At 61.1% G+C, this 21,195-nt stretch carries 19 protein-coding genes and 1 tRNA gene; 8 read left to right on the forward strand and 12 right to left on the reverse strand.

Annotated elements, in window-relative coordinates:
* Positions 1-9 precede the first annotated feature (9 nt).
* Entirely contained in the window at positions 10-1,344 is a 1,335-nt protein-coding gene (locus tag KW824_RS05570) for an MFS transporter (RefSeq protein WP_218409200.1), read from the forward strand.
* Positions 1,345-1,354: 10 nt separating this feature from the next.
* On the opposite strand, the gene KW824_RS05575 is transcribed toward KW824_RS05570, so the two are convergent.
* A complete protein-coding gene (locus KW824_RS05575; RefSeq protein ID WP_218409201.1) occupies positions 1,355-2,482 on the reverse strand; it encodes a diguanylate cyclase in 1,128 nt (375 codons plus the stop codon).
* A gap of 480 nt (positions 2,483-2,962) precedes the next feature.
* Here KW824_RS05575 and KW824_RS05580 point away from each other — a divergent pair, with 480 nt between their 5' ends.
* From KW824_RS05580 to KW824_RS05595, 4 genes are all read left to right on the forward strand, one after another.
* Positions 2,963-3,763 (forward strand): transporter substrate-binding domain-containing protein, encoded by an 801-nt coding sequence (locus KW824_RS05580; RefSeq protein WP_171276417.1) that lies wholly within the window; start codon positions 2,963-2,965, stop codon positions 3,761-3,763.
* Positions 3,764-3,860: 97 nt separating this feature from the next.
* Entirely contained in the window at positions 3,861-4,820 is a 960-nt protein-coding gene (locus KW824_RS05585) for an amino acid ABC transporter permease (protein WP_005330345.1), read from the forward strand.
* An 89-nt stretch (positions 4,821-4,909) separates the two neighbouring features.
* Positions 4,910-5,653, forward strand: coding sequence for an amino acid ABC transporter ATP-binding protein (locus KW824_RS05590; RefSeq protein ID WP_041206038.1), 744 nt, complete (start codon positions 4,910-4,912; stop codon positions 5,651-5,653).
* 213 nt (positions 5,654-5,866) lie between these two features.
* Positions 5,867-6,706 carry a sterol desaturase family protein gene (locus tag KW824_RS05595; protein ID WP_218409202.1) on the forward strand — a complete coding sequence of 280 codons (840 nt, stop codon included), beginning with the start codon at positions 5,867-5,869 and terminating at the stop codon, positions 6,704-6,706.
* A gap of 62 nt (positions 6,707-6,768) precedes the next feature.
* Here KW824_RS05595 and KW824_RS05600 read toward each other — a convergent pair whose 3' ends face one another.
* The 11 genes from KW824_RS05600 to KW824_RS05650 all read right to left on the reverse strand — a co-directional run bounded on the left by KW824_RS05600 (position 6,769) and on the right by KW824_RS05650 (position 18,132).
* Positions 6,769-8,169, reverse strand: coding sequence for a basic amino acid/polyamine antiporter (locus KW824_RS05600; RefSeq protein WP_218409203.1), 1,401 nt, complete (start codon positions 8,167-8,169; stop codon positions 6,769-6,771).
* Between the two features lie 9 nt (positions 8,170-8,178).
* Positions 8,179-9,081: a homocysteine S-methyltransferase family protein gene (locus KW824_RS05605; RefSeq protein ID WP_218409204.1), complete on the reverse strand. Its 903-nt coding sequence runs from the start codon at positions 9,079-9,081 to the stop codon at positions 8,179-8,181.
* Positions 9,082-9,355: 274 nt separating this feature from the next.
* Positions 9,356-9,895: a hypothetical protein gene (locus KW824_RS05610; protein WP_218409205.1), complete on the reverse strand. Its 540-nt coding sequence runs from the start codon at positions 9,893-9,895 to the stop codon at positions 9,356-9,358.
* Positions 9,896-9,914: 19 nt separating this feature from the next.
* Positions 9,915-10,070 (reverse strand): hypothetical protein, encoded by a 156-nt coding sequence (locus KW824_RS05615; protein ID WP_182788454.1) that lies wholly within the window; start codon positions 10,068-10,070, stop codon positions 9,915-9,917.
* Positions 10,067-11,389 (reverse strand): hemolysin family protein, encoded by a 1,323-nt coding sequence (locus KW824_RS05620; protein ID WP_218409206.1) that lies wholly within the window; start codon positions 11,387-11,389, stop codon positions 10,067-10,069. Before KW824_RS05620 ends, KW824_RS05615 begins: the two co-directional genes overlap by 4 nt.
* A gap of 192 nt (positions 11,390-11,581) precedes the next feature.
* Entirely contained in the window at positions 11,582-12,292 is a 711-nt protein-coding gene (gene phoU / locus KW824_RS05625; RefSeq protein ID WP_139751100.1) for a phosphate signaling complex protein PhoU, read from the reverse strand.
* Positions 12,293-12,382: 90 nt separating this feature from the next.
* Positions 12,383-13,201, reverse strand: a complete 819-nt coding sequence (gene pstB / locus KW824_RS05630) for a phosphate ABC transporter ATP-binding protein PstB (protein WP_218409207.1) — start codon at positions 13,199-13,201, stop codon at positions 12,383-12,385.
* A 109-nt stretch (positions 13,202-13,310) separates the two neighbouring features.
* A complete protein-coding gene (gene pstA / locus KW824_RS05635; RefSeq protein ID WP_042649945.1) occupies positions 13,311-14,960 on the reverse strand; it encodes a phosphate ABC transporter permease PstA in 1,650 nt (549 codons plus the stop codon).
* Positions 14,961-14,977: 17 nt separating this feature from the next.
* Positions 14,978-17,215 carry an ABC transporter permease subunit gene (locus KW824_RS05640; protein WP_218409208.1) on the reverse strand — a complete coding sequence of 746 codons (2,238 nt, stop codon included), beginning with the start codon at positions 17,213-17,215 and terminating at the stop codon, positions 14,978-14,980.
* 204 nt (positions 17,216-17,419) lie between these two features.
* Positions 17,420-17,959: a tRNA adenosine(34) deaminase TadA gene (gene tadA, locus KW824_RS05645; RefSeq protein ID WP_218409209.1), complete on the reverse strand. Its 540-nt coding sequence runs from the start codon at positions 17,957-17,959 to the stop codon at positions 17,420-17,422.
* Complete coding sequence (locus KW824_RS05650; protein ID WP_371316595.1) at positions 17,956-18,132, reverse strand: hypothetical protein; 177 nt, start codon at positions 18,130-18,132, stop codon at positions 17,956-17,958. The genes tadA and KW824_RS05650 overlap by 4 nt, the downstream gene beginning before the upstream one ends.
* 271 nt (positions 18,133-18,403) lie before the next feature.
* Between KW824_RS05650 and KW824_RS05655 the strand changes: the two genes are divergently transcribed.
* The 3 genes from KW824_RS05655 to aceB all read left to right on the forward strand — a co-directional run bounded on the left by KW824_RS05655 (position 18,404) and on the right by aceB (position 21,191).
* Positions 18,404-18,480: transfer RNA gene (locus KW824_RS05655), tRNA-Pro, on the forward strand.
* 259 nt (positions 18,481-18,739) lie between these two features.
* Positions 18,740-18,880 carry a hypothetical protein gene (locus KW824_RS05660; RefSeq protein ID WP_167332172.1) on the forward strand — a complete coding sequence of 47 codons (141 nt, stop codon included), beginning with the start codon at positions 18,740-18,742 and terminating at the stop codon, positions 18,878-18,880.
* 703 nt (positions 18,881-19,583) lie between these two features.
* Positions 19,584-21,191 (forward strand): malate synthase A, encoded by a 1,608-nt coding sequence (aceB, locus tag KW824_RS05665; protein ID WP_218409210.1) that lies wholly within the window; start codon positions 19,584-19,586, stop codon positions 21,189-21,191.
* Positions 21,192-21,195: the final 4 nt, after the last annotated feature.

Below are 21,195 nucleotides of genomic sequence, written 5' to 3' on the forward strand. Positions count from 1 at the left end.
GGCCAGCCTGTGCTGAGTTTTATGAGAAGCGCGCCACCTCAGCCACTCATTCGTGATCAGGCCGAGATCGACGCCACCTATCGCCACTGGCGGCTGCACCTGCTGCTGACCATGTATCTGGGCTACGCAGTCTTCTACTTCACCCGCAAGAGCTTCAACTTCGCCATGCCGGACATGCTGGCGAGCGGCATGCTGGACAAGTCCGACATCGGCATGCTCTGGACCCTGTTCTACATCACCTATGGCTGCTCCAAATTTTTCTCCGGCATCATCAGTGATCGCGCCAACCCGCGCTACTTCATGGGGATTGGCCTGATGGCGACCGGCGTCATCAATATCCTGTTCGGCCTCTCGTCGGCACTCTGGATGTTTGCCGCCCTCTGGGTAGCCAACGCCTTCTTTCAGGGCTGGGGTTGGCCCCCCTGCTCCAAGCTGCTCACCAGCTGGTATTCGCGCACCGAGCGCGGGGTCTGGTGGTCGGCCTGGAACACCGCTCACAACGTGGGCGGGGCGCTCATCCCCCTCATCGTCAGCACCATCGCCCTGCAGCATGGCTGGCGCTACGGCATGATAGTGCCCGGCCTTATCGCCATCGTTGCAGGGTTGTTCCTCTGCTGGCGGCTGCGGGATACCCCGAGCGCCATGGGGCTGCCGACAGTAGGCGAGTGGCGCAAGGATGCCATGGAGCTGGCCCAGCAGACCCAGGATGCGGGGCTTTCCCACCGCCAGATCCTGCGCAAATATGTGCTGGGCAACCCCTATATCTGGCTGCTCGCCTGCTGCTACGTGCTGGTCTATGTGGTGCGCACAGCCATCAACGACTGGGGCAATCTCTACATGACCGAGCAGCGCGGCTTCAATCTGATGAGCGCCAACTCGGCCATCTCCATGTTCGAGGTAGGGGGGTTTATCGGCGCGCTGGTGGCGGGCTGGGGATCGGACAAGCTGTTCAACGGCAACCGTGGCCCGATGAACCTGATCTTTGCGGTGGGGATCCTGCTGGCGGTGGGGTCGCTCTGGCTGATGCCCTTCTTCAGCTACGTGATGCAGGCGGCCTGCTTCTTTACCATCGGTTTCTTCGTGTTCGGCCCGCAGATGCTGATCGGCATGGCGGCGGCGGAGTGCTCCCACAAAAACGCGGCGGGGGCCGCCACCGGCTTTGTCGGCCTGTTTGCCTACATGGGGGCGGCGCTGTCGGGTTATCCGCTGGCCAAGGTGATGGAGATCTGGCACTGGAACGGCTTCTTCGTGGTGATCTCGGTGGCGGCGGGCGTCTCGGCCCTGCTGCTGCTCCCCTTCCTCAAGGCCCAGGCGCCACGTACCCTCACAGCCGAGCCGGGCTGACCGCGCCGGATCAGGCCGGCAGGCAGACCCGGTTCTTGCCGCTGCGCTTGGCCTGATAGAGGGCGCGATCCGCCTGACCGAACAGGGTATCGAGATGCCAGCCCCGGGCATAGGGCACCAGCCCCAGGCTGGCGGTGACCTGGATGCCGTCCAGGGGCAGCGTCGCTATCCCCTGGCGGATCTGCTCGCAGCGGGCCTGCTGGGCCAGGGCATCCCCCTCGGGCAGCAGCAGCACGAACTCCTCGCCGCCGAAGCGACTGGCCACCAGATCCCCCTGACCGGCCAGATAGGCACCCACTGCCGCCAGTACCCTGTCCCCCACCTCGTGACCGTGACGATCGTTGATCTGCTTGAAGTCATCGAGATCCAGCACCACCATCGCCCCCTGTTTGGGTGCAGTCACACAGCGCTCCATAAAGCCACGCCGGTTGAGCAGGCCCGTCAGGGGATCCTGGCTGGCCTGCCGACGCAGGGCCAGTGCCCGGTACTGGGTACAGAGCAGCAACACCCCGAAGGTGGAGAGGTAGTTGCCCATCAGCATGGAGAGAAAGGGCAGTACATTGACCACGTGCTTGTCCATCAGCACCCGCGCCTCGCCGCTGAGCAGGGAGCCCATGCGCACCAGGTTGAAGCCATAGAGCAGAATGTTGACCATGGTAAACACCAGTACCGCCGGCAGGTAGGCCGGATAGCCATGACGCCAGATGAGCACCACCACCACGGCCCCCAGCACCATGTAGCTCAGGCAGGCCAGCAATACCCTGGGGGCCATATGGTCGTTGAACAGCACGCTCCAGCAGAGGAACAGCAGGTAGATCAGCATGAAGAGTGCGAAGGCCCGCCAGTTCGGCGACTCGCCGAAGAAGCGTTGCAGCGCCAGTGGCATCAGGGCGATGCAGAGGGTGATGAGCAGGTTGGCCAGCCAGATCCCCGCCATGTGCGGCGCGAACGCCTGCAGGAAGAACAGCGACTGGGCCGCCAGGGCACAGAGGCTGGACCACCACCAGAGTCCGAGGCCCGGGATCTCCCTGTGGGTCGACCAGATGATGGAGAGGGTGATGAATCCCAGACCGTAGCCCCCGAGGGCCATGAACATCAGTGTAAATATGTCCAGATTGAGCAGAATTGAGGCGTCCATTCCCGAACCTTCCAATGGGGATGGCTGAGTATATGGGAAGCCCATGACAAGACACAGAGGGAGCCTTCTGGCGCAATAAAATATTTTCCGGGTCTCCGCTTGGCCGCCCCGTCACCCAGCCTGATGTCATGCACTTAAGGTTCGTTCGGCCCCAGATTTCCCGCTTGTCATACAGCAAAATGCCTGCCAACTATTTTTGCACTTGAACCCGCGCCATTAGATAGATATGTTGTTTTCATGTGGTTTTATGAGCCGTGCCACGAGGAAAAAACGTCACTAACCTATTGAGTCGTCTGACACAATCGGATTTTGGTACATTTTTCACTCAACCCACGAAGAATAGAATCCCATATGGGGCTTTTGCCTCAATCAAGACAATAATCCTGTCTTGCCTGTTGCCGGATGCAGCAGTCTCTTGTGCCACGGAGTCGCACGGGAGCAGGTTCAAGGCCGAACACACTTACGACAGAGACGTCACTTATGATCAAAAAACTCATTCTCTCTACCCTGCTGCTGTGCGGGCTCGCCAATGCCGCCCCCAGCTCTGCCCCTAGTTCCACTCTGGATGCCGTGCTGGAGCGCGGTGTGCTGCGGGTCGGCTTCGACGCCGGCTATCAACCCTTCGAGATGACCAACAAGCAGGGCCAGTACATCGGCTTCGACGTGGATCTCGCCAAGATGGTCGCCAAAGAGATGGGCGTGAAGGTGGAGTTCGTCAACACCGCCTGGGACGGCATCATCCCGGCCCTGCTGACCGACAAGTTCGATGTCATCATGGGCGGCATGACGGTCACCCCCCAGCGCAACCTGCGCGTCAACTTCGCCGATCCCTACATCGTCGTGGGCCAGACCATAGTGCTGCGCAAGGACAAGGCGGGCGAGATCAAATCCTTCCAGGATCTCAACGATCCCAAGTACAAGATCGCGGTCAAGCTCGGCACCACCGGCGAGCAGGCGGTCAAGCGCATGATCCCCAAGGCCACCCTGCTGCAGTTTGAAACCCAGGACGACGCCAAGCTGGAAGTGATCAATGGCAAGGTCGACGCCTTCGTCTACGACCTGCCCTACAACGCCATCTTTGCCTCCCAGAATACCGGCGCCGTGGTGCACCTGGACAAGCCGTTCACCTTCGAGCCGCTGGCCTGGGCGATCCGCAAGGGGGATCAGGACACCCTCAACTGGTTCAACAACTACCTGCGCCAGATCAAGGGCGACGGCAGCTACGACCGTCTCTACAAGAAGTGGTTCGAATCCAACGCCTGGCTGAACCAGCTCAAATAACCTCTCAAGGGGCGGCTCGCCGCCCCTTCACGCAGACTCCCACACAATAACGACAAGAGAGGTTGTGACAGTGATCAACCCCAAAATCACAAGACAGATGGAAAAACAGCCCAACCTGCTGCTCTGGCACGGGGTCTTCCTGCTGATGGTGCTGGCCGCCATCTTTGGCATCTACAAGGCCGTGCAGGCAGTGGATTATACCTGGCGCTGGGAACGCATTCCCCAGTACATCGCCTACCAGGCCGAGCAGAAACAGTACGCAGAATTTGACGGCACAGTGGTGACCGGCACCACAGCCGCAGAGAAGGGGCAACTCTTCCTGCAAGACGATCTCGACCCCAACCGTCGCCAGGCCATCGCCAGCACGGGCGCCCAGGTTGCCGAAGGGGATACCGTCTTCCTCGGTGACACCCTGGATGTGCAACTGAGCTGGACCGCCGGTCCCATCGCCTGGGGTGTCTGGGTCACGGTCAAGCTCTCCCTGGTGGCGGGCGTCTTCGCCATCCTGCTGGGCACCCTGGCGGGCCTCGCAAGACTCTCCCCCAATCCCGCCCTGCGCAACCTGGCGGTCACCTATGTGGAGCTCATTCGCGGCACCCCGCTGCTGGTGCAGATCTTCATCGTCTATTTCTTTATCGGCACTGTACTCAATCTGGATCGTTTCACCGCCGGGGTGGCGGCGCTCGCTGTCTTCACCGGCGCTTATGTGGCCGAAATCGTGCGGGCTGGCATCAGCTCCATCCACAAGGGGCAGATGGAGGCGGGCAGAAGCCTCGGCATGACCGCAGCCCAGACCATGCGCTACGTGATCCTGCCCCAGGCATTCAAGCGGGTGCTGCCGCCGCTCGCGGGCCAGTTCATCAACCTCATCAAGGACTCCTCCCTGGTCTCGGTCATCTCCATCACGGATCTCACCAAGGCGGGACGGGAGGTGGTCAGCTCCACCTTCAGCCCGTTCGAGGTGTGGTTCACCGTGGCCCTGCTCTACCTGGTGCTGACTGGCACTCTCTCCTTCCTGGTACGCCGTCTGGAGGTGAAATATGCGCGCAGCAACTGATCCCATTATCAAGGCTCAACCTGTGTCGAGAAGTGCGGCCATCACCGGTACGCCCCGCGCCTTCCTGGTACGCCGTCTCGAGGTGAAATATGCGAAAAGCAACTGATCCGATTATCAAAGCGAGCGGTGTAGAGAAGTTCTACGGCACCGAGGTGCACGCCCTCAAGAACGTCAGCACCCAGGTGGCGGAAGGAGAAGTGGTGGTGATAGTGGGCCCGAGCGGATCTGGAAAATCCACCTTCCTGCGCACCCTCAACCAGCTCGAGACCATCAACGACGGCCATATCGAGGTCGATGGCATCAGCCTGACCGAGCCCGGGGATGTCAACAAGCTGCGGGAAGAGGTGGGCATGGTGTTCCAGTCCTTCAACCTCTTCCCCCACTTGAACGTGCTGGACAACATCAGCCTCGCCCCCCAGAAGGTGCGGGGGCTGTCGCGCAAGGAGGCCGAGGACAGAGCCAAGGCCCTGCTGCTGAAAGTGGGGCTGTCCAACAAGGCCCAGAGCTACCCGTCCCAGCTCTCCGGCGGCCAGCAGCAGCGGGTGGCCATCGCCCGGGCGCTCGCCATGCAGCCGCGCATCATGCTGTTTGACGAGCCCACCAGCGCCCTAGATCCCGAGATGGTGGGCGAGGTACTGGACGTCATGAAGGGCCTGGCCAAAGAGGGCATGACCATGGTGGTGGTGACCCACGAGATGGGCTTCGCCCGGGAAGTGGCGGACAGGGTGCTGTTCATGGAGAGCGGCGAGCTGCTGGTGGACGAGAAGCCCACCGACTTCTTCGACAATCCCCCCTCGCCGCGTCTGCGCCAGTTCCTGAGCCAGGTGCTCTGACGCTGACAGCCGTAGAAAGCAGAAGAGGGAGCCCATGGCTCCCTCTTCTGCTTACATTCCCGGCATGATCACCCGGGTCAGCGCCCCTGACGTTTCCCCTGCGACAGGCTCTCGCCATCTGACGGTCCGCCGCACGGACGGAGCAAGGATGTTAATGAAATTTTAAATTCATTCGGTATGCTGGAACCCAACTGGTCCAACCGGATGCCTCACATGGATGTGCAACTGCTGCTGCTCTACCTCTCCCCCATCTTTCTGGCCTTCGTCGGCTGGGAGATGCTCTATCTGCGCAAGCACGGCGCGGCCTTTCCCACCGCCACCTACCATTGGCGGGACCTGTTCGCCAACGCCGCCCTAGCGCTGATGCATCAGGGGGGAGATGCCCTGACAGCCATCGCCATCGCCTACCTCTATGACGCGCTGTGGGGCTGGCGGCTGCTGGATATCGAGCTGAACCTCTGGAGCGTGCTGCTGCTCTTCCTGTTGCAGGATCTCTGCTACTGGCTGTTCCACTTTGCGAGCCACCACGTGCGCTGGCTCTGGGCCTCCCACGTGGTGCACCACAGCTCGGAGCGGCTCAACCTCTCCACCGCATTTCGCCAGAGCCTGATGTACCCCGTCTCCGGCATGTGGCTGTTCTGGATCCCCATGATCCTCATCGGCTTCCCCCCCGAGGCCGTGGTCGCCACAGTGCTCTTGAGCCTGGGCTTTCAGTTCTTCGTCCACACCCAGGTGGTGGGCAAGCTCGGCAAGCTGGAGTGGATCCTCAATACCCCTTCCCACCACAGGGTGCACCACGCCAGCAACGCCAAGTACATAGACCGCAACTTCGCCGGGGTGCTGATCATCTGGGATCGGCTGTTTGGTACCTTCGTGGAAGAGGACCCTACCGAGCCCTGTCGCTTCGGTATCACCAAGCCCGTCCACAGCTTCAACCCCCTCACCCTCACCTTCCACGAGTGGCGCGACATGCTGCGCGACGCCCGCGGCCTGCCCTGGTCGGAGAAGCTCAAGGTGCTGTTTGGCAAACCGGCGGGCCCGGGGAGCACCTGAGCCACACGCCACAAAAAAGAGAGCGCCCTTGGGCGCTCTCTTGCATTTGAGCGTCAGGTCGCTCAGACGTGGGCAAAGGACCAGATGGCGGGCACCAGGCTCACCAGGGTTATCCCGGCCAGCAGGCGCTCGCGCAGGCTGAGCCGCTGCTCCGCCCCGAGCTGACGGCGACTGTAGAGAAACAGCAGCAGACCCGGCCCGTAGAGCAGCAAGGAGAGCAGCAGATACTCCACCCCGGCGGCATAGAGCAGCCAGAGACCGTAACCGCTCGACACCAGCGCCACCGCCCGCACCAGGCCATTGCCCTCCCTACGCAAGGAAAGCTTGAGCAGGAAGAGGCCGATCAACAGGTAGGGCACCAGTATCATGGAGGTGGAGATGAGCAGCAGGTTGGTGTACCCCTTGCCGAGCAGCCACACCAGCAACAGGCAGCCCTGCACCGTCAGGCTGGTGAGCCAGAGCGACGCTATGGGGGTGCCGTTGCGGTTCTGGCGCCGGAAGATGGCGGGAAACGCGCCGTGTCGAGCCGCACTGAACGGCACCTCGGCCGAGAACAGGGTCCAGCTCACGTAGGAGGCGAGCACCGAGACGATGAGACCGATGCTGATCAGCACCTTGCCCCAGGAGCCCGTCATCTGGGCCATCAGCCCCGCCATGGAGGGGTTGGGCAGGGCCGCGAGCTCGGGGCGACTCAATATCCCCAGCGCCAGCACCGAGATGAGCACATAGAGCAGCAGCGCCAGCACCACCCCCAGCACGGTGGCCGTGCCCACGTCCCGCTTGTTTCTCGCCCGGGCCGAGAGCACCGCCGCCCCCTCGATGCCGGTGAAGACCCAGAGGGTGATCAGCATGGTGTTGCGCACCTGCTCGGAGACCGGCACCGCCAGGGTGCTGCCCTGCTGATCCGCCGCGAAGGTGACCGGATCGAACCAGTAGCAGGCGAACAGGATGAACAGCAGCAGTGGCAGGCTCTTGGCCAGGGTCGCCACCAGGTTGAACAGGGCCGCCTGCTGCACGCCGCGGGCCACCAGCAGGTGCACCGCCCAGAGGATGCAGGACTCGCCGATGAAGGCGGCCAGGGTGTTGCCCTCACCAAACCAGACATTGTCAGGGGTATCGACGAAACTGCCCAGCGCCGCGAAGGCGATCACCAGATAGCCCACCACGCCGATGGTGGCGCAGAGCCAATAGCCCCAGGCGGAGAAAAAGCCCACCAGATCGCCAAAGCCGGCGCGGGCATAGCTGTAGATGCCGCCATCGAGATCCGGTCTTAGCCGCGACAGATAGAGGAAGCTCGCGGCCAGGGCCAGAATACCCACCCCGGTCACGCCCCAGCCGATGAGCACGGCGCGGGCACCGGCCACCTCGGCCATGTTCTGGGGCAGGCTGAAGATCCCCGCCCCCACCATGGAGCTGAACACCAGGGCGGTGAGAGACCAGAGGCCTATCTTGCTCTCTTTCATGGGCTCTCCTTAACGCAGCCGGCTGGCCAGCGCCTCAATGTGTTCCGGGCCTATGCCGCAGCAGCCACCGATGAGGGAAGCACCGGCACCGCGCCAGCGCTCGGCCCAGCCAAGGTAATCCAACGGCCCCAGATCGCCGCGGATCTCGTCCAGGCCGTCGTTGGCGGTGGCCTCCTTGGGCTGGGGCGGGAAGGCGTTGGCATAGGCGCCGAGGCGAACGTCGGTATGCCCATGGGCCTGCAACACGGCGCTAGCCACCTTGAGCGCCCCTTCGATCACCTCGGGCTGGCAGCAGTTGAACAGAATGGCGTCCACCCCGGCCGACGCCAACGCGGTCACGGCATCCGCCACTCGCTCCCCGGAGCGCAGGGTGGGTTCGCTGCCCGGCGCCTCGTCCTCCAGGGTGAAAGAGACCCAGAACGGCTTGCCATCGCCTGGCAGCAGAGCCTTGAGGGCCAGCGGCTCGGCGATGAGGCTCATGGTCTCCGCTAGCCAGAGATCCACATGGGGTGAGAGCGCCCGAATAAGCGGGGTCGCCAGCTCGCTCACCCGTTCTGCCTGATACAGATCGGCGCGGTAGGAGCCAAACAGCGGTGGCAGTGAACCGGCCACCTGCACCGCGCCCCCCTGGTCGTCGGCTACCTCCCGCGCCAGCTGGCCGGCCAGCGCCGCCAGTCTCTCCCCCTCGGCGGCGAAACGCTCAGCACCGATATGAAACGGCACCAGGGCATAGCTGTTGGTGGTGATGACCCGGGCACCGCTCGCCGCATAGGCCTGATGCACCTCACGCACCGTCTCTGGCGCCTCCATCAGGGCCAGGGCCGACCACTCTGGCTGGCGAAACGGTGCGCCCCGCCGTGCCAGCTCACGCCCCATGCCGCCATCCAGTACCCACAAATCCTTTGTATCCATCTCTGTCTCTCTGCGTGTCCCCGTCATGACGGGTGTTTATTGTGTGAAAAGACATTAAGCCATCAAAACATCTAGACGGCTATATGTCCTATACATCATGGCGCAAAGCAGAGGGAGAGGCAATCGGGAACTAGGAACAAATCCGGGCAAGCTCAGGATGACAGTGGCAAAAGGAAGCCCCTCGTCCTCGCCACCCTGGGCCCCGGTCCATGGGCCTGAATGACAAGAGGCCACCCCGGGGATGGCCTCTTGTGAAGCATGATGGGCTGGCGACTCAGCGCCCTGCCAGTACCCGCTTGGTCTGCTTGACCCAGTCGGAGACGCGCCCCTGCTGGGGATACCCTTGCCAGATCTGCTCCCACTGGGCCGGACTCAGGGGGCGGCCTAGGCGGCGCTGCACTCCGGCATAGAGGTAGTCGTGGGCCGTGGTACGGGCCTGGGCCGAGGTGAGGAACTTGGCCACAGGATCGGTCAGGCGCACGTCCCGCATGCCGAGCAGCGGATAATCGCTGTGCACCGCCGCCAGCATGGTTTCACGCATGGCAGATTCTATGTAGCCACGGGCGAACAGGGCGGTCACCGATTCCAGCGATCCTTGATCCGGGCCATGGTACTCCTCATCGAACACCGGGCTCGGCTCTGCCACGGCACTCTGCACCACGGCATCGGGATCCGGCTGCGGCGCCACCACGGCGGCCTTGGGGGCGACGGGCTTGGGGGCGGCGGGTTTGCGGGGCGCGCTCTGGCTGCAGGCCCCCAGCGCAAGGGCAAGCGCCACGCAGGCGAGCGCACGGGAATAAGACGGCATCTTCATGACTCCTTGATAACTCCTTTCATGATTCCAGGGCGGGTTTCTCGGCCAGCACAGGCTCCACCCGGGTGACCAGCAGCTGGTCGATCTTGTAGCTGTCGATGTCCACCACTTCGAACTTGTAGCCCGCGTATTTCACCGACACCAGGCGCGCTTGGGGAGCCTGGTGTCCGATCACACAGCTGCGTCCGCAGGCTTCTCGGTCACCACAGGCTCGACCCGAGTGACCAGCAGCTGATCGATCTTGTAGCTGTCGATGTCGACGACTTCGAACTTGTAGCCCGCGTATTTCACCGAATCGGTACGCTTGGGGATCTTGCGCAGCATGAACATGATGAAACCGGCGATGGTCTCGTAGTTCTGACTCTCCGGGAACTCCTCGATGTCGAAGGCCCGCATGACATCGGAGATGGGGGTCACCCCGTCCACCAGCCAGGAGTTCTCATCCCGCTGGACGATCTGCTCTTCCACCACGTGAGTGGCCCACTCCCCCATGACGGTGCTCATCAGGTCATTCATGGTGACGATGCCCACCACCAGGGCGTACTCGTTCATCACCACGGCGAAGTCGCCCCTGTGGTTCTTGAAGTACTCCATCGCCTCGTAGAGGTTCAGGGTGTCGGGGATGATGATGACGCTCTGCACCAGGGATCCGCTGTTGAGATCGATGCTCTGGCCGCTGATGACGCGGATCAGCAGCTCCTTGGCGTCCACGAACCCCTTGATGCTGTCGAGGTTGTGGTCGCACACCAGGAACTTGTTGTGGGGATGCTCGGCAATCTTGGCCTTGATGCTCTCCTCCCCCTCTTGCAGGGTGAAGTAGATGAGGCTCTCGCGGGCCGTCATGGCGGAGGTGACGCCAAGGGACTGCAGCTCGAACACGTTCTCGATGAGCTGGTGCTCCTCGCGCTGGATGACGCCGGCCTCGGCGCCCGCATCCATCACCGCATAGATGTCGTCCGAGGTGATCTCGTCGTTGCGCACCATGGAGACCCGCAGCAGGCGGAACAGGGCGTTGGCCAGACCGTTGAAGAACCACACCAGCGGCATCAGCAGGGTCACGCACAGCAGCATGGGGCGCACCACCACCACGGCGATCCGCTCCGGCATGGTCATGGCCAGACGCTTGGGCATCAAGTCCGCTATCAGGATAAACATGCCGGTGACGAACACGAAGGAGGCCGCAGAGCTTATCTGGCCGAGCCAGGGGCCCTGATAGAAGCCGGCGACGAACTGCTTGATGGCGGGGTTCAGGGCGGATTCGCCCAGGATGCCGCCCAGGATGGCGACGGTATTGAGGCCAATCTGCACCACGGTAAAGAAGTTACCCGGCTGGGCCTGCAGGGCCAGCACTTTTTCGGCATGGCGATTGCCCTCGTCGGCCATCACCTGCAACTTGATCTTGCGGGAGGCGGCGAGAGAGATCTCGGAAAGCGAGAAGAACACACTGCCGGCGACCAGCAGCATCAGAAAGAACAAACTATCGGCAAAACTCATGATTAACCTATTGCGACAGCCGCCTTAGCACAAGACGGCAAACTGGGCCCGGGAAACCGGACCGTGACTCCATCCGGGACTCACACAGGGGCAATATTCTAGCAGAAAAGCGCCCCGTGGGGCGCGTTATCTTAAGCCGCCCCCCAATGCAATAAAAAAGGCGCTCAACGCGCCTTTTTATTCATCGTGGATTCAATGCTTGCCGAGCAGGTCGCTCAGTTCATCCGCCTTGGTGTGGCGTACGTCCTTGCCCTTGACGTAATAGACGATGTATTCGCAGATGTGCTGGCAGCGATCGCCGACCCGCTCGATGGCGCGCGCCGCCCACAGGACGTTGAGTACCTGGGGGATGGTGCGGGGATCTTCCATCATGTAGGTCATCAGCTCGCGGATGATGGACTCGTACTCCCGGTCCACCTTGTCATCTTCCTTGTAGACGGTGATGGCCGCCTCCAGATCCATGCGGGCGAAGGCGTCGAGCACGTCGTGCAGCATCTTGATGGTGCGACGGCCCATGTTCTCGAGCGACACCAACGGCGGCTGCGGCTTGTTGGCGTTGTCGGTCAGCATGCGGGCTATCTTGTCCGCCACATCGCCGATGCGCTCCAGATCCGTGATGGTCTTGATGATGGCCATCACCAGCCGCAGGTCGGACGCGGTAGGCTGGCGCTTGGCGATGATGCGGGTGCACTCCTCGTCTATGGCCACTTCCATGGCGTTGACCTTGTGGTCGTTGGCCACGATCTTGCGCGCCGCATCCAGATCCTGGATGTGAATGGCGGAGATGGCGTCGGTCAGCTGCTGCTCCACCAGACCGCCCATCACCAGCACCTGGTTGCGCACGTTCTCGAGCTCGGCATTGAACTGACCGGAGATGTGTTTATTGAGGTTCATATTGTCCATACAAATAATCCTTGTTGCTCCGATTATGCCTTAGCCGTTGAACCGACCGCCAATCTGTTTCTTGTGGTTCATGTCAGTCATCCTCATCTCTTAGCCGTAACGACCGGTGATGTAGTCCTCGGTCTTCTTCTTGGCCGGGGTGGTGAAGATGGTGTTGGTGTTCGAGTACTCGATGAGCTCGCCCATGTACATGAAGGCGGTCTGATCCGACACCCGCGCCGCCTGCTGCATGTTGTGGGTCACTATCACCACGGTGAACTGGCTCTTGAGCTCGTTGATCAGCTCCTCGATGGTGAGAGTAGAGATGGGGTCGAGCGCCGAAGTCGGTTCATCGAGCAACAGCACTTCCGGCTCGATGGCGATGGCACGGGCGATCACCAGACGCTGCTGCTGACCACCGGAGAGGCCGAACGCGTTGTCGTGCAGGCGATCCTTCACCTCTTCCCACAGCGCCGCGCCGCGCAGTGAACGCTCGGCCGCCTCGTCCAGAGTGCGTCTGTCGTTGATGCCCTGCAGGCGCAGGCCATAGACCACGTTCTCGTAGATGGATTTCGGGAAGGGGTTGGGGCGCTGGAACACCATGCCCACCTGACGGCGCAGGGCGGAGACATCCACGCTCTTGTCGTAGATGTTGTGACCGTGCAGCTGGATCTCCCCCTCGATGCGGCAGATCTCCACCAGATCGTTCATCCGGTTGATGCAGCGCAGCAGGGTGGACTTGCCGCAGCCGGACGGGCCGATAAAGGCGGTCACCTGGCCTTTGGGGATCTTCATGTTGACGTTGAACAGCGCCTGCTTGTTGCCGTAGTACAGGTTGAGATCCTTGACCTCAAGGGCGGTTTGCTCCGGGCTCAGGTTGAGCAGGTCAGTCGCAGTGTGCTGGCTGGATGCGGTCGTTACGTTGATCATCTGTTACCTCAAAATCTGTCGGTGGCGGCGGGCACTCTCATTGCCCGCGGCCGGAACGCTTGGCTGGCAGGGAACCCCGTTCCCTACCCGTCTCTGTGGTGCTGGTCTATCAATGTTCCAGCGACCGGAATTTCTCGCGCAAGTGGTTACGAATGCCGATAGCCGTCAGGTTGAGTCCCACGATCACCGTCACCAGCAGGAAGGAGGTGGCGTAGACCAGGGGCCGCGCCGCCTCGACGTTCGGGCTCTGGAAGCCGACGTCATAGATGTGGAAGCCCAGGTGCATGAACTTGCGCTCCACGTGCAGGTACGGGAAGTTGCCATCCATCGGCAACGTGGGGGCAAGCTTCACCACCCCCACCAGCATCAGCGGCGCCACTTCACCGGCCGCACGGGCGATGGCCAGGATGAGGCCGGTCATGATGGCCGGGCTCGCCATGGGCAGCACGATGCGCCACAGGGTCTCGGCCTGGGTGGCACCCAGTGCCAGGGAGCCCTGACGAATGGTGCTCGGGATCCGGGCCAGCCCCTCTTCGGTGGAGACGATCACCACCGGCAGGGTCAGGATGGCCAAAGTCAGCGCCGACCAGATGACGCCGGGGGAGCCAAAGGTCGGGCTCGGCAGCGCTTCCGGGTAGAACAGCTGGTCCAAGGAACCACCGAGCGTGTAGACGAAGAAGCCCAGACCGAAGACGCCGTAGACGATGGAGGGCACACCCGCCAGGTTGATCACCGCGATGCGGATGATCTTGGTCAGGCTGTTCTTGCCCGCGTACTCGTGCAGGTAGACAGCGGCCACCACCCCAAGGGGGGTCACTATGATGGCCATCAGCAACACCATGAAGACGGTGCCGAAGATGGCCGGGAAGACGCCGCCCTCGGTGTTGGCCTCACGGGGATCGTCGGAGACGAACTTGCCAATCTGGTGGAACCAGTGACCGACCTTGGCGGGCAGGCTCATGTCGTTGGGCCAGACCACGTCCAGCACCTTGGACATGGGCATGGTCACCTGCTCGCCACGCATGTCCTTGACCGTGATGGCGTCTCTGTCCGCCTGGGCACGCAGGGAGAAGAGTTCCTTCTCCAGCACCTGATAGCGATCGTTCAGGGCCTGGCGCTGCGCGGCGAGATCCGCCTTGAGCGCGTCGGTCAGCTCCCCTTCCAGCTCCGCCTTGCGCTCCTTGAGGCGCAGCTTCTCGAGCTGATAGTTGATGCTGCCGATGTCACCCTTTTGCAGATCGTTGGCCTGCTCCGACAGGGCGTTGGCTCGGGCCAGCACCCGCTGCAACGCGGGATGCATATCCTGGGTCAGCTCGCGGCCATCCTCTTTCACCGAGGTGATGTAACCGTAGAAATTGCCGTTGGTGGTGCGCTCGACCATGGCGAGCTCGGCGGGCTGGGTACGGGACTTGATGTCGGTCTCCAGCACCCAGCGAAAATCGAGGTCGACGAACTCACGGTTGCCGGTCTTGACCAGATAGCGGGTCAGCAGCTCGCGCTCCTCCCCCTCCAGTGCCTGACCCGCCGCGCGCAGCCGCTCCACCGGCACCATCTCGCGGTCATTGATCTCGCCGATCAGCACGCTCTTGTTGCCGCTGGCGTCCTCAAGCTGCCACTCATAGATGGGGTGCGGCCAGAAGTAGACCAGACCACGCCAGCCGATCAGCAACAACAGACCCAGTACGGCCACCAGACTCAGGCTGACGGCGCCCCCCGTCATCCAGATCCAGGGGGCCCCCGATTTAAACCACTTACCCATTGTCGATTCCTTAGTCCTTACAGAGAGCTGTACTTTTCACGCAACCGCTGACGGATGAACTCGGCCAGGGTGTTGAACATAAAGGTGAATACGAAGAGGACGAAGGCCGCGAGGAAGAGCACCCGGTAGTGGGAGCTGCCCACTTCCGACTCCGGCATTTCCACCGCTATGTTCGCCGCCAGGGTACGCAGCCCCTGGAACATGGAGAAGTCCATGATGGGGGTGTTGCCGGTCGCCATCAGCACGATCATGGTCTCGCCCACGGCGCGGCCCAGGCCCATCATCACCGCCGAGAAGATGCCCGGACTCGCGGTCAGGATCACCACCCGGCTCAGGGTTTGCCAGGGGGTTGCTCCGAGCGCCAGCGAGCCCTGGGTCAGGTGCTTGGGCACCGAGAAGACCGCATCTTCGGCGATGGAGAAGATGGTGGGTATGACGGCGAAGCCCATGGCGATACCGACCACCAGGGAGTTGCGCTGGTCAAACTTGATGCCCATCTCGTGGGTCAGCCAGATACGCGAATCCCCGTGCATGAAGGCATTCTCGATGAGCGGGCTCAAGGCGAAGGCGCCCCAGCCAATCAGCAGCAGCACAGGAATGAGCAGGATGGCGTGCCAGCCCTCCGGCAACCAGGCGCGACTGCGCTCCGGCAGGTAGTTCCACACCAGGGCGGTGAGCAACATGCCCATCGGCAGCAACAGCAGCAGCAGGATCACCCCTGGCAGCGCCCCCTCGATGATGGGTGCCAGCCACAGACCCGCCAGGAAGCCGAGGATGACGGTCGGCAGCGCCGCCATGATCTCAACCGTCGGCTTGACGTATTTGCGCAGGCCCGCCGACATGAAGTAGGCGGTGTAGATGGCACCGGCGACACCGAGCGGCACCGCAAACAGCATGGCGTAGAAGGAGGCCTTGAGGGTCCCGAACACCAGGGGTACCAGGCTCAGCTTGGCTTCGAAGTCATTGCTGGCGGAGGTGGACTGCCACACATACATGGGCTCGGGATAGCCTTCGTACCACACCTGTTGCCACAGGGCCGACCAGGTCACCTCAGGGTGATCGTTTTCCACGTCAAATATCTTCAAGGTGTCGCCCTGCTGGGTCAGCAACAAGTTGTGACGGGGAGAAATGGCCAGGGCCGCCAGGGCGCCGCCTTCTATGGTCTCACCGAGCAGCTTGGCCTCGCCGGTGGCGTGGAAGAAGTTGATGGTGCCGTCTTTGGCGGCGCTGATGAAGCCCTTTCGGAAATGCTCCGGGGTCAGCAGTGCGACCGGGCCGTCGCCCTTGAAGTCACGGATCTGGGTAAACTCACGCTTGCCATCCTTAGCCACCTCGAACCACTGGGAGATGACGCCATTGTCATTACCCACCAGCAGGGAGGAGGCGCCGGAGAGCAGGGCCACCTGGGTCACGTCGGCGTTGGGAGCATTGATCTCCATGACGTCGCGCAGGGAGATGTCGCTCAGGTTGTGGATGTCATAGACAGACAGGCGATTGCCTTCGCGCACGAACAAGATGCGCAGGTTGGGAGTCAGCAGCATCTGATCCACGTGACGCGGCAGGGAAGGAATGGCGTAGTTTTGGCTGCTCCACTCGACTTCCCCGGAGAGGAAGTTCTCCTCACCGCTCATTACCGTCATCACGCCACGGCCATCTTCGGTCACCGCGGCGGTGGCCATCTTGTCCTTGGTCGCCTCGAACACCATGCGGGTCAGCGCCTTGCCCTGGGGATCTATCACCACAGGCTCTTCGCCGAAGGGATATTGCAGGCTGGGCTCGATGACACGCACGTCATTCGGATAGGAGACCTTGAAAGAGGGCTGCACCACAATGGCCTTGCCATCGGCAAAGCCATAGGCGATGAGCTTCTGGCCCGGTGCCGGCACGGCGACGGCGGTGACGTCACCGGTGACACCGGTCTGACCCAGCACCTGGCCCACCTTGACGTTATCATCCGCCTTGATGGCGAAGAAGCTGACCTGACCCTGGTCGTTGAAGCGATACCCTATCTCGTTCTGTTCCTCGACACCGAGCCATGCCGTCTTGCCCTGCGTCGGCAGGGTAAAGGAGGAGGTTGCCTCTACGCTGGCGCCATTGAAGATGGGTTTCACCACATAGAGCAGGTAGAAGAAGATAAGCAGCAGCGCCACCAGTACCAGGGCTCCCCCTGTGGTGACGCCGTATTTGGCCAATTTATCCTTGATCCGGCGTTTTCTACTGCCCGCCATGACCAGGTTTAACGATTCCGATGACATGCAAGACCTCAATGTGAGCTAGGCTTGGCGGCATTATATGGCGGTTGCATGACAGTTTTGTTACATCAAGAGCCTCTGTGAAGAGGTTATTTCGAGGGGGATTCAGGTGGGATAACAAAGGCGAGCAGCAGTGCCAACTTTCTGTTTTATATATGAATATGTGAATAATTTCGGGACGGGGCAAGACGATGCCCCTTGCCCACCTCAGAAAGCATGGCCACCACTTTGTTTCAGCGCCTCTCTGGCCGCCTTCTTCTCGGCGCGGCGCCGCCTGAAGAAGTCCGATAACTGGGCCGAACACGCCTCTGCCAGCACACCGCCCGTCAGCTCGACGCTGTGGTTGTGGCGCGGGTCCTGCAAAATCTCGAACACCGAGCCCGCAGCCCCGGTCTTGAGATCGCGGGCCCCGTAAACCACCCGCTTGACCCGGCTGTGGATGAGCGCACCGGCACACATGCAGCAGGGCTCCAGAGTCACATAGAGGGTGGTATCGAGCAGCCGGTAGTTCTCCAACCTTATGCCTGCGGCGCGGATCGCCATGATCTCCGCATGGGCGCAGGCGTCATGGGCGCTGATGGAGCGGTTCCAACCCTCACCGACCACCTCGTCCCCCAGCACCAACACGGCACCGACCGGGATCTCGCCTATCCCCTCCGCCCTGGCCGCCAGGGCCATGGCATGACGCATCCAGCGCTCGTCCTGCCGTGCCTGATCGAAGAGATCATTGCTTTCTGATGGCGTCACGCCCTTACCTCTCTGTCGCTATGCAGCCTGCGCACCACGGACAACAGCACAGTGCCGACCAGGATCTCACCCGTTTCCCCTTCCGCCCTGGCCGCCAGGGCCATGGCATGACGCATCCAGTGCTCGTCCTGCTCACTCTGGCTTACCGGTTCTGTGACGTCTGATGATTTCACACCCTGTTCCTCTCTCTGACGGGTTGCTGGCGTTTACTTGCGGCTTATTGTCTGCCGGTCATTGGCAACAATCGGATAGACCAGCAAAGAAGCTTGATGCCGGAATCTCCTGGCAATACGGGGCGGCGATTATGCCAAAACTCCCGCCAGGGCCCAAGTCGCATCTTGGTTGAACAATAAAGAAGCAATCGGCATCTCCCTGATAAAAAAGGAGTTGCACCCTACTGTTCATCCTATTAGACTCCTTTCCCGTCAGCCAAGCTGACTCCGTCGGTGTGTAGCGCAGCCAGGTAGCGCATCTGCATGGGGTGTAGAGGGTCGGAGGTTCGAATCCTCTCACACCGACCATTTTCCCCGAAAATAGCCCAGTCAAACGACTGGGCTATTTTTTTGTCTGTTGCCTCCCTTCCCTCTGGCATGCCTCCTTCTTGTCCCATCTCACCACCTTGCATCGGGGCGGTGACGGAATAAATTTTATACAGAACCACTTGAAGCTTTCACAAAGTCCCGCTAGGATACGCAACTTTTCCGCCGGCCATCAGACAGGGAGGTGGCATCAGGGTGAGGGAATCACCAACCGGCTTGCAATCCATTGAGGCAAGCACCCATGACCCAGACTGTTGACACTCAGCCCGATCAGCCCCTTATCTCCTCACCTCATTCCGAACTCGAATCCACCGACGCCAGCCTCGGCGGTACAGTGCATCTCGACGTGATCGATCTCGCCGCGCCTGATGATGACTACTGAGGCGGATCTGGCCCTGCCCCTCTCCAACACCACGGTTGAAAGGCCGGTTTTGCTATCCGGCACCCCATCTCGTCCCGGCTAAAAAGCCGCCAACAAAAATAACCATAAAATGCTGATAACCATCTATTAATTGGTGTTATTCACTACTGAGATCCCTTTCATCCTCCTCTCCCCTGCTCCCGCCCCTTGATACAAACCTACGTTATTGCTCGTCATTTCCATCACTCGCCTCCTAACGCCTCCGTTTCGCAAGATTCACTCTTTCAGTTTTAAACGGTAGTTCACCTATCAATGGCCTCGCACACCAGATGCCGACTGTGTTGGCTGTAGGTATTTCATACAGCTGTTTTCACAAAGCCTGGAGTAAGGTCGGGATTTGTTTTTGCATTGGTAATTTTATTACGTAATTAATTACATTTTCGATGTGCCATACCCGGTTCATTCATCCCCCCTGACGGCTCCGTCAACCGAGAGCATAACCATCTGCGTAGAGCTTTTATGCTAATCTTATAAATACTTTAAAAACATAAACTTAAATACCAACCAAAAACACCCGTTTTAAAAATCAAGTTGACGAACCAAGCATTATTTTGCACCTTATGAGTCGTGTTACCCCGCTGTTACGGGGAGTTTGAGAGAAAGGAATATAGACGTTAGTCGTAGTTAGTAAGTTCAAAATGTAACTTTCAAAGGAGTGAAACCTATGTCGGCACCGGCCCAGACCATCAGCAGCACCCGTCTGCACATCCAAGGCGAGATGCTTCCCGATTACGCGCAGATCCTGACGCCGGATGCGGTGGCCCTGGTATCCGAACTGGTGGAACGCTTCGCTCCTCAGCGCAATGAGCTGCTGAAACAACGGGTGGCTCGCCAGGCCCGCATCGATGGCGGCGAGTTGCCGGACTTCCTGCCCGAAACCGCCCACATCCGTGCCGGTGACTGGACCATTCGCGGCATCCCCGCCGACCTGCAAGACAGGCGTGTGGAGATCACCGGCCCGGTCGAGCGCAAGATGGTCATCAATGCCCTCAACGCCAATGTCAAAGTGTTCATGGCGGACTTCGAGGACTCACTGGCACCGGCCTGGAACAAGGTGATCGAGGGTCAAATCAACCTGCGCGATGCGGTCAATGGCACCGTCTCCTACACCAGTCCGGAAGGCAAGGCTTACACCCTCAATCCCGATCCCGCCGTCCTCATCTGCCGGGTCCGTGGTCTGCACCTGCCGGAAAAACACGTTACCTTCGATGGTGCGCCCATCCCGGGCGGCCTGTTCGACTTTGCACTCTACTTCCTGCACAACCATCAGGCGCTGCTGGCCAAGGGGTCAGGTCCCTACTTCTACCTGCCCAAGTTGCAGAGCCATCTGGAAGGGCGTTGGTGGAGCGAGGTGTTCGCCTGGACCGAGGACAGGTTCGGTCTGCCCCGCGGCACCATCAAGGCCACCGTGCTGATCGAAACCCTGCCGGCGGTGTTCGAAATGGACGAGCTGCTCTATCAGATGAAGGATCACATAGTTGCGCTGAACTGCGGCCGCTGGGACTACATCTTCAGCTACATCAAGACTTTGAAGAACCATCCTGACCGTGTCCTGCCGGACCGCCAGGTGGTGACCATGGACAAGCCCTTCCTCTCTGCCTACTCGCGCCTGCTGATCAAGACCTGTCACAAGCGCGGCGCCCTGGCCATGGGTGGCATGGCGGCCTTCATTCCGGCCAAAGATCCGGCAGTGAACGCCGAGGTCTTCGCCAAGGTGAAAGCGGACAAGGAGCGTGAAGCCAACAACGGCCACGACGGCACCTGGGTCGCACACCCCGGCCTCGCCGATACCGCCATGGCGGTGTTCAACGCCGCCATCCCGGCTGGCGCCAAGAACCAGATAAGCGAACTGCGCGAGCAGGATGCTCCCATCACGGCAGCGGATCTGCTGGCCCCCTGTGAGGGCGAGCGCACCGAGGCTGGCATGCGCACCAATATCCGGGTCGCCCTGCAGTACCTGGAAGCCTGGATCAACGGCAACGGCTGCGTACCCATCTACGGTCTGATGGAAGATGCCGCCACCGCCGAGATCTCCCGCACCTCCATCTGGCAGTGGATACGACACGGCAAGAGCCTGTCGAACGGCAAGGTGGTGACCAAGGCGCTGTTCCGCCAGATGCTGGCCGAGGAGCAGGAGGTGGTCAAAGCCGAGGTGGGCGATGCCCGCTGGCAGGCGGGGCGCTTTGCCGAGGCGAGCGAGCTGATGGAGCAGATCACCTGCGCCGATACTCTGATCGATTTTCTGACGCTGCCCGGTTACGAGCGGCTCTGAATCA

Source organism: Aeromonas sp. sif0611 (assembly GCF_019218845.1).
GTDB lineage: Bacteria > Pseudomonadota > Gammaproteobacteria > Enterobacterales > Aeromonadaceae > Aeromonas > Aeromonas media.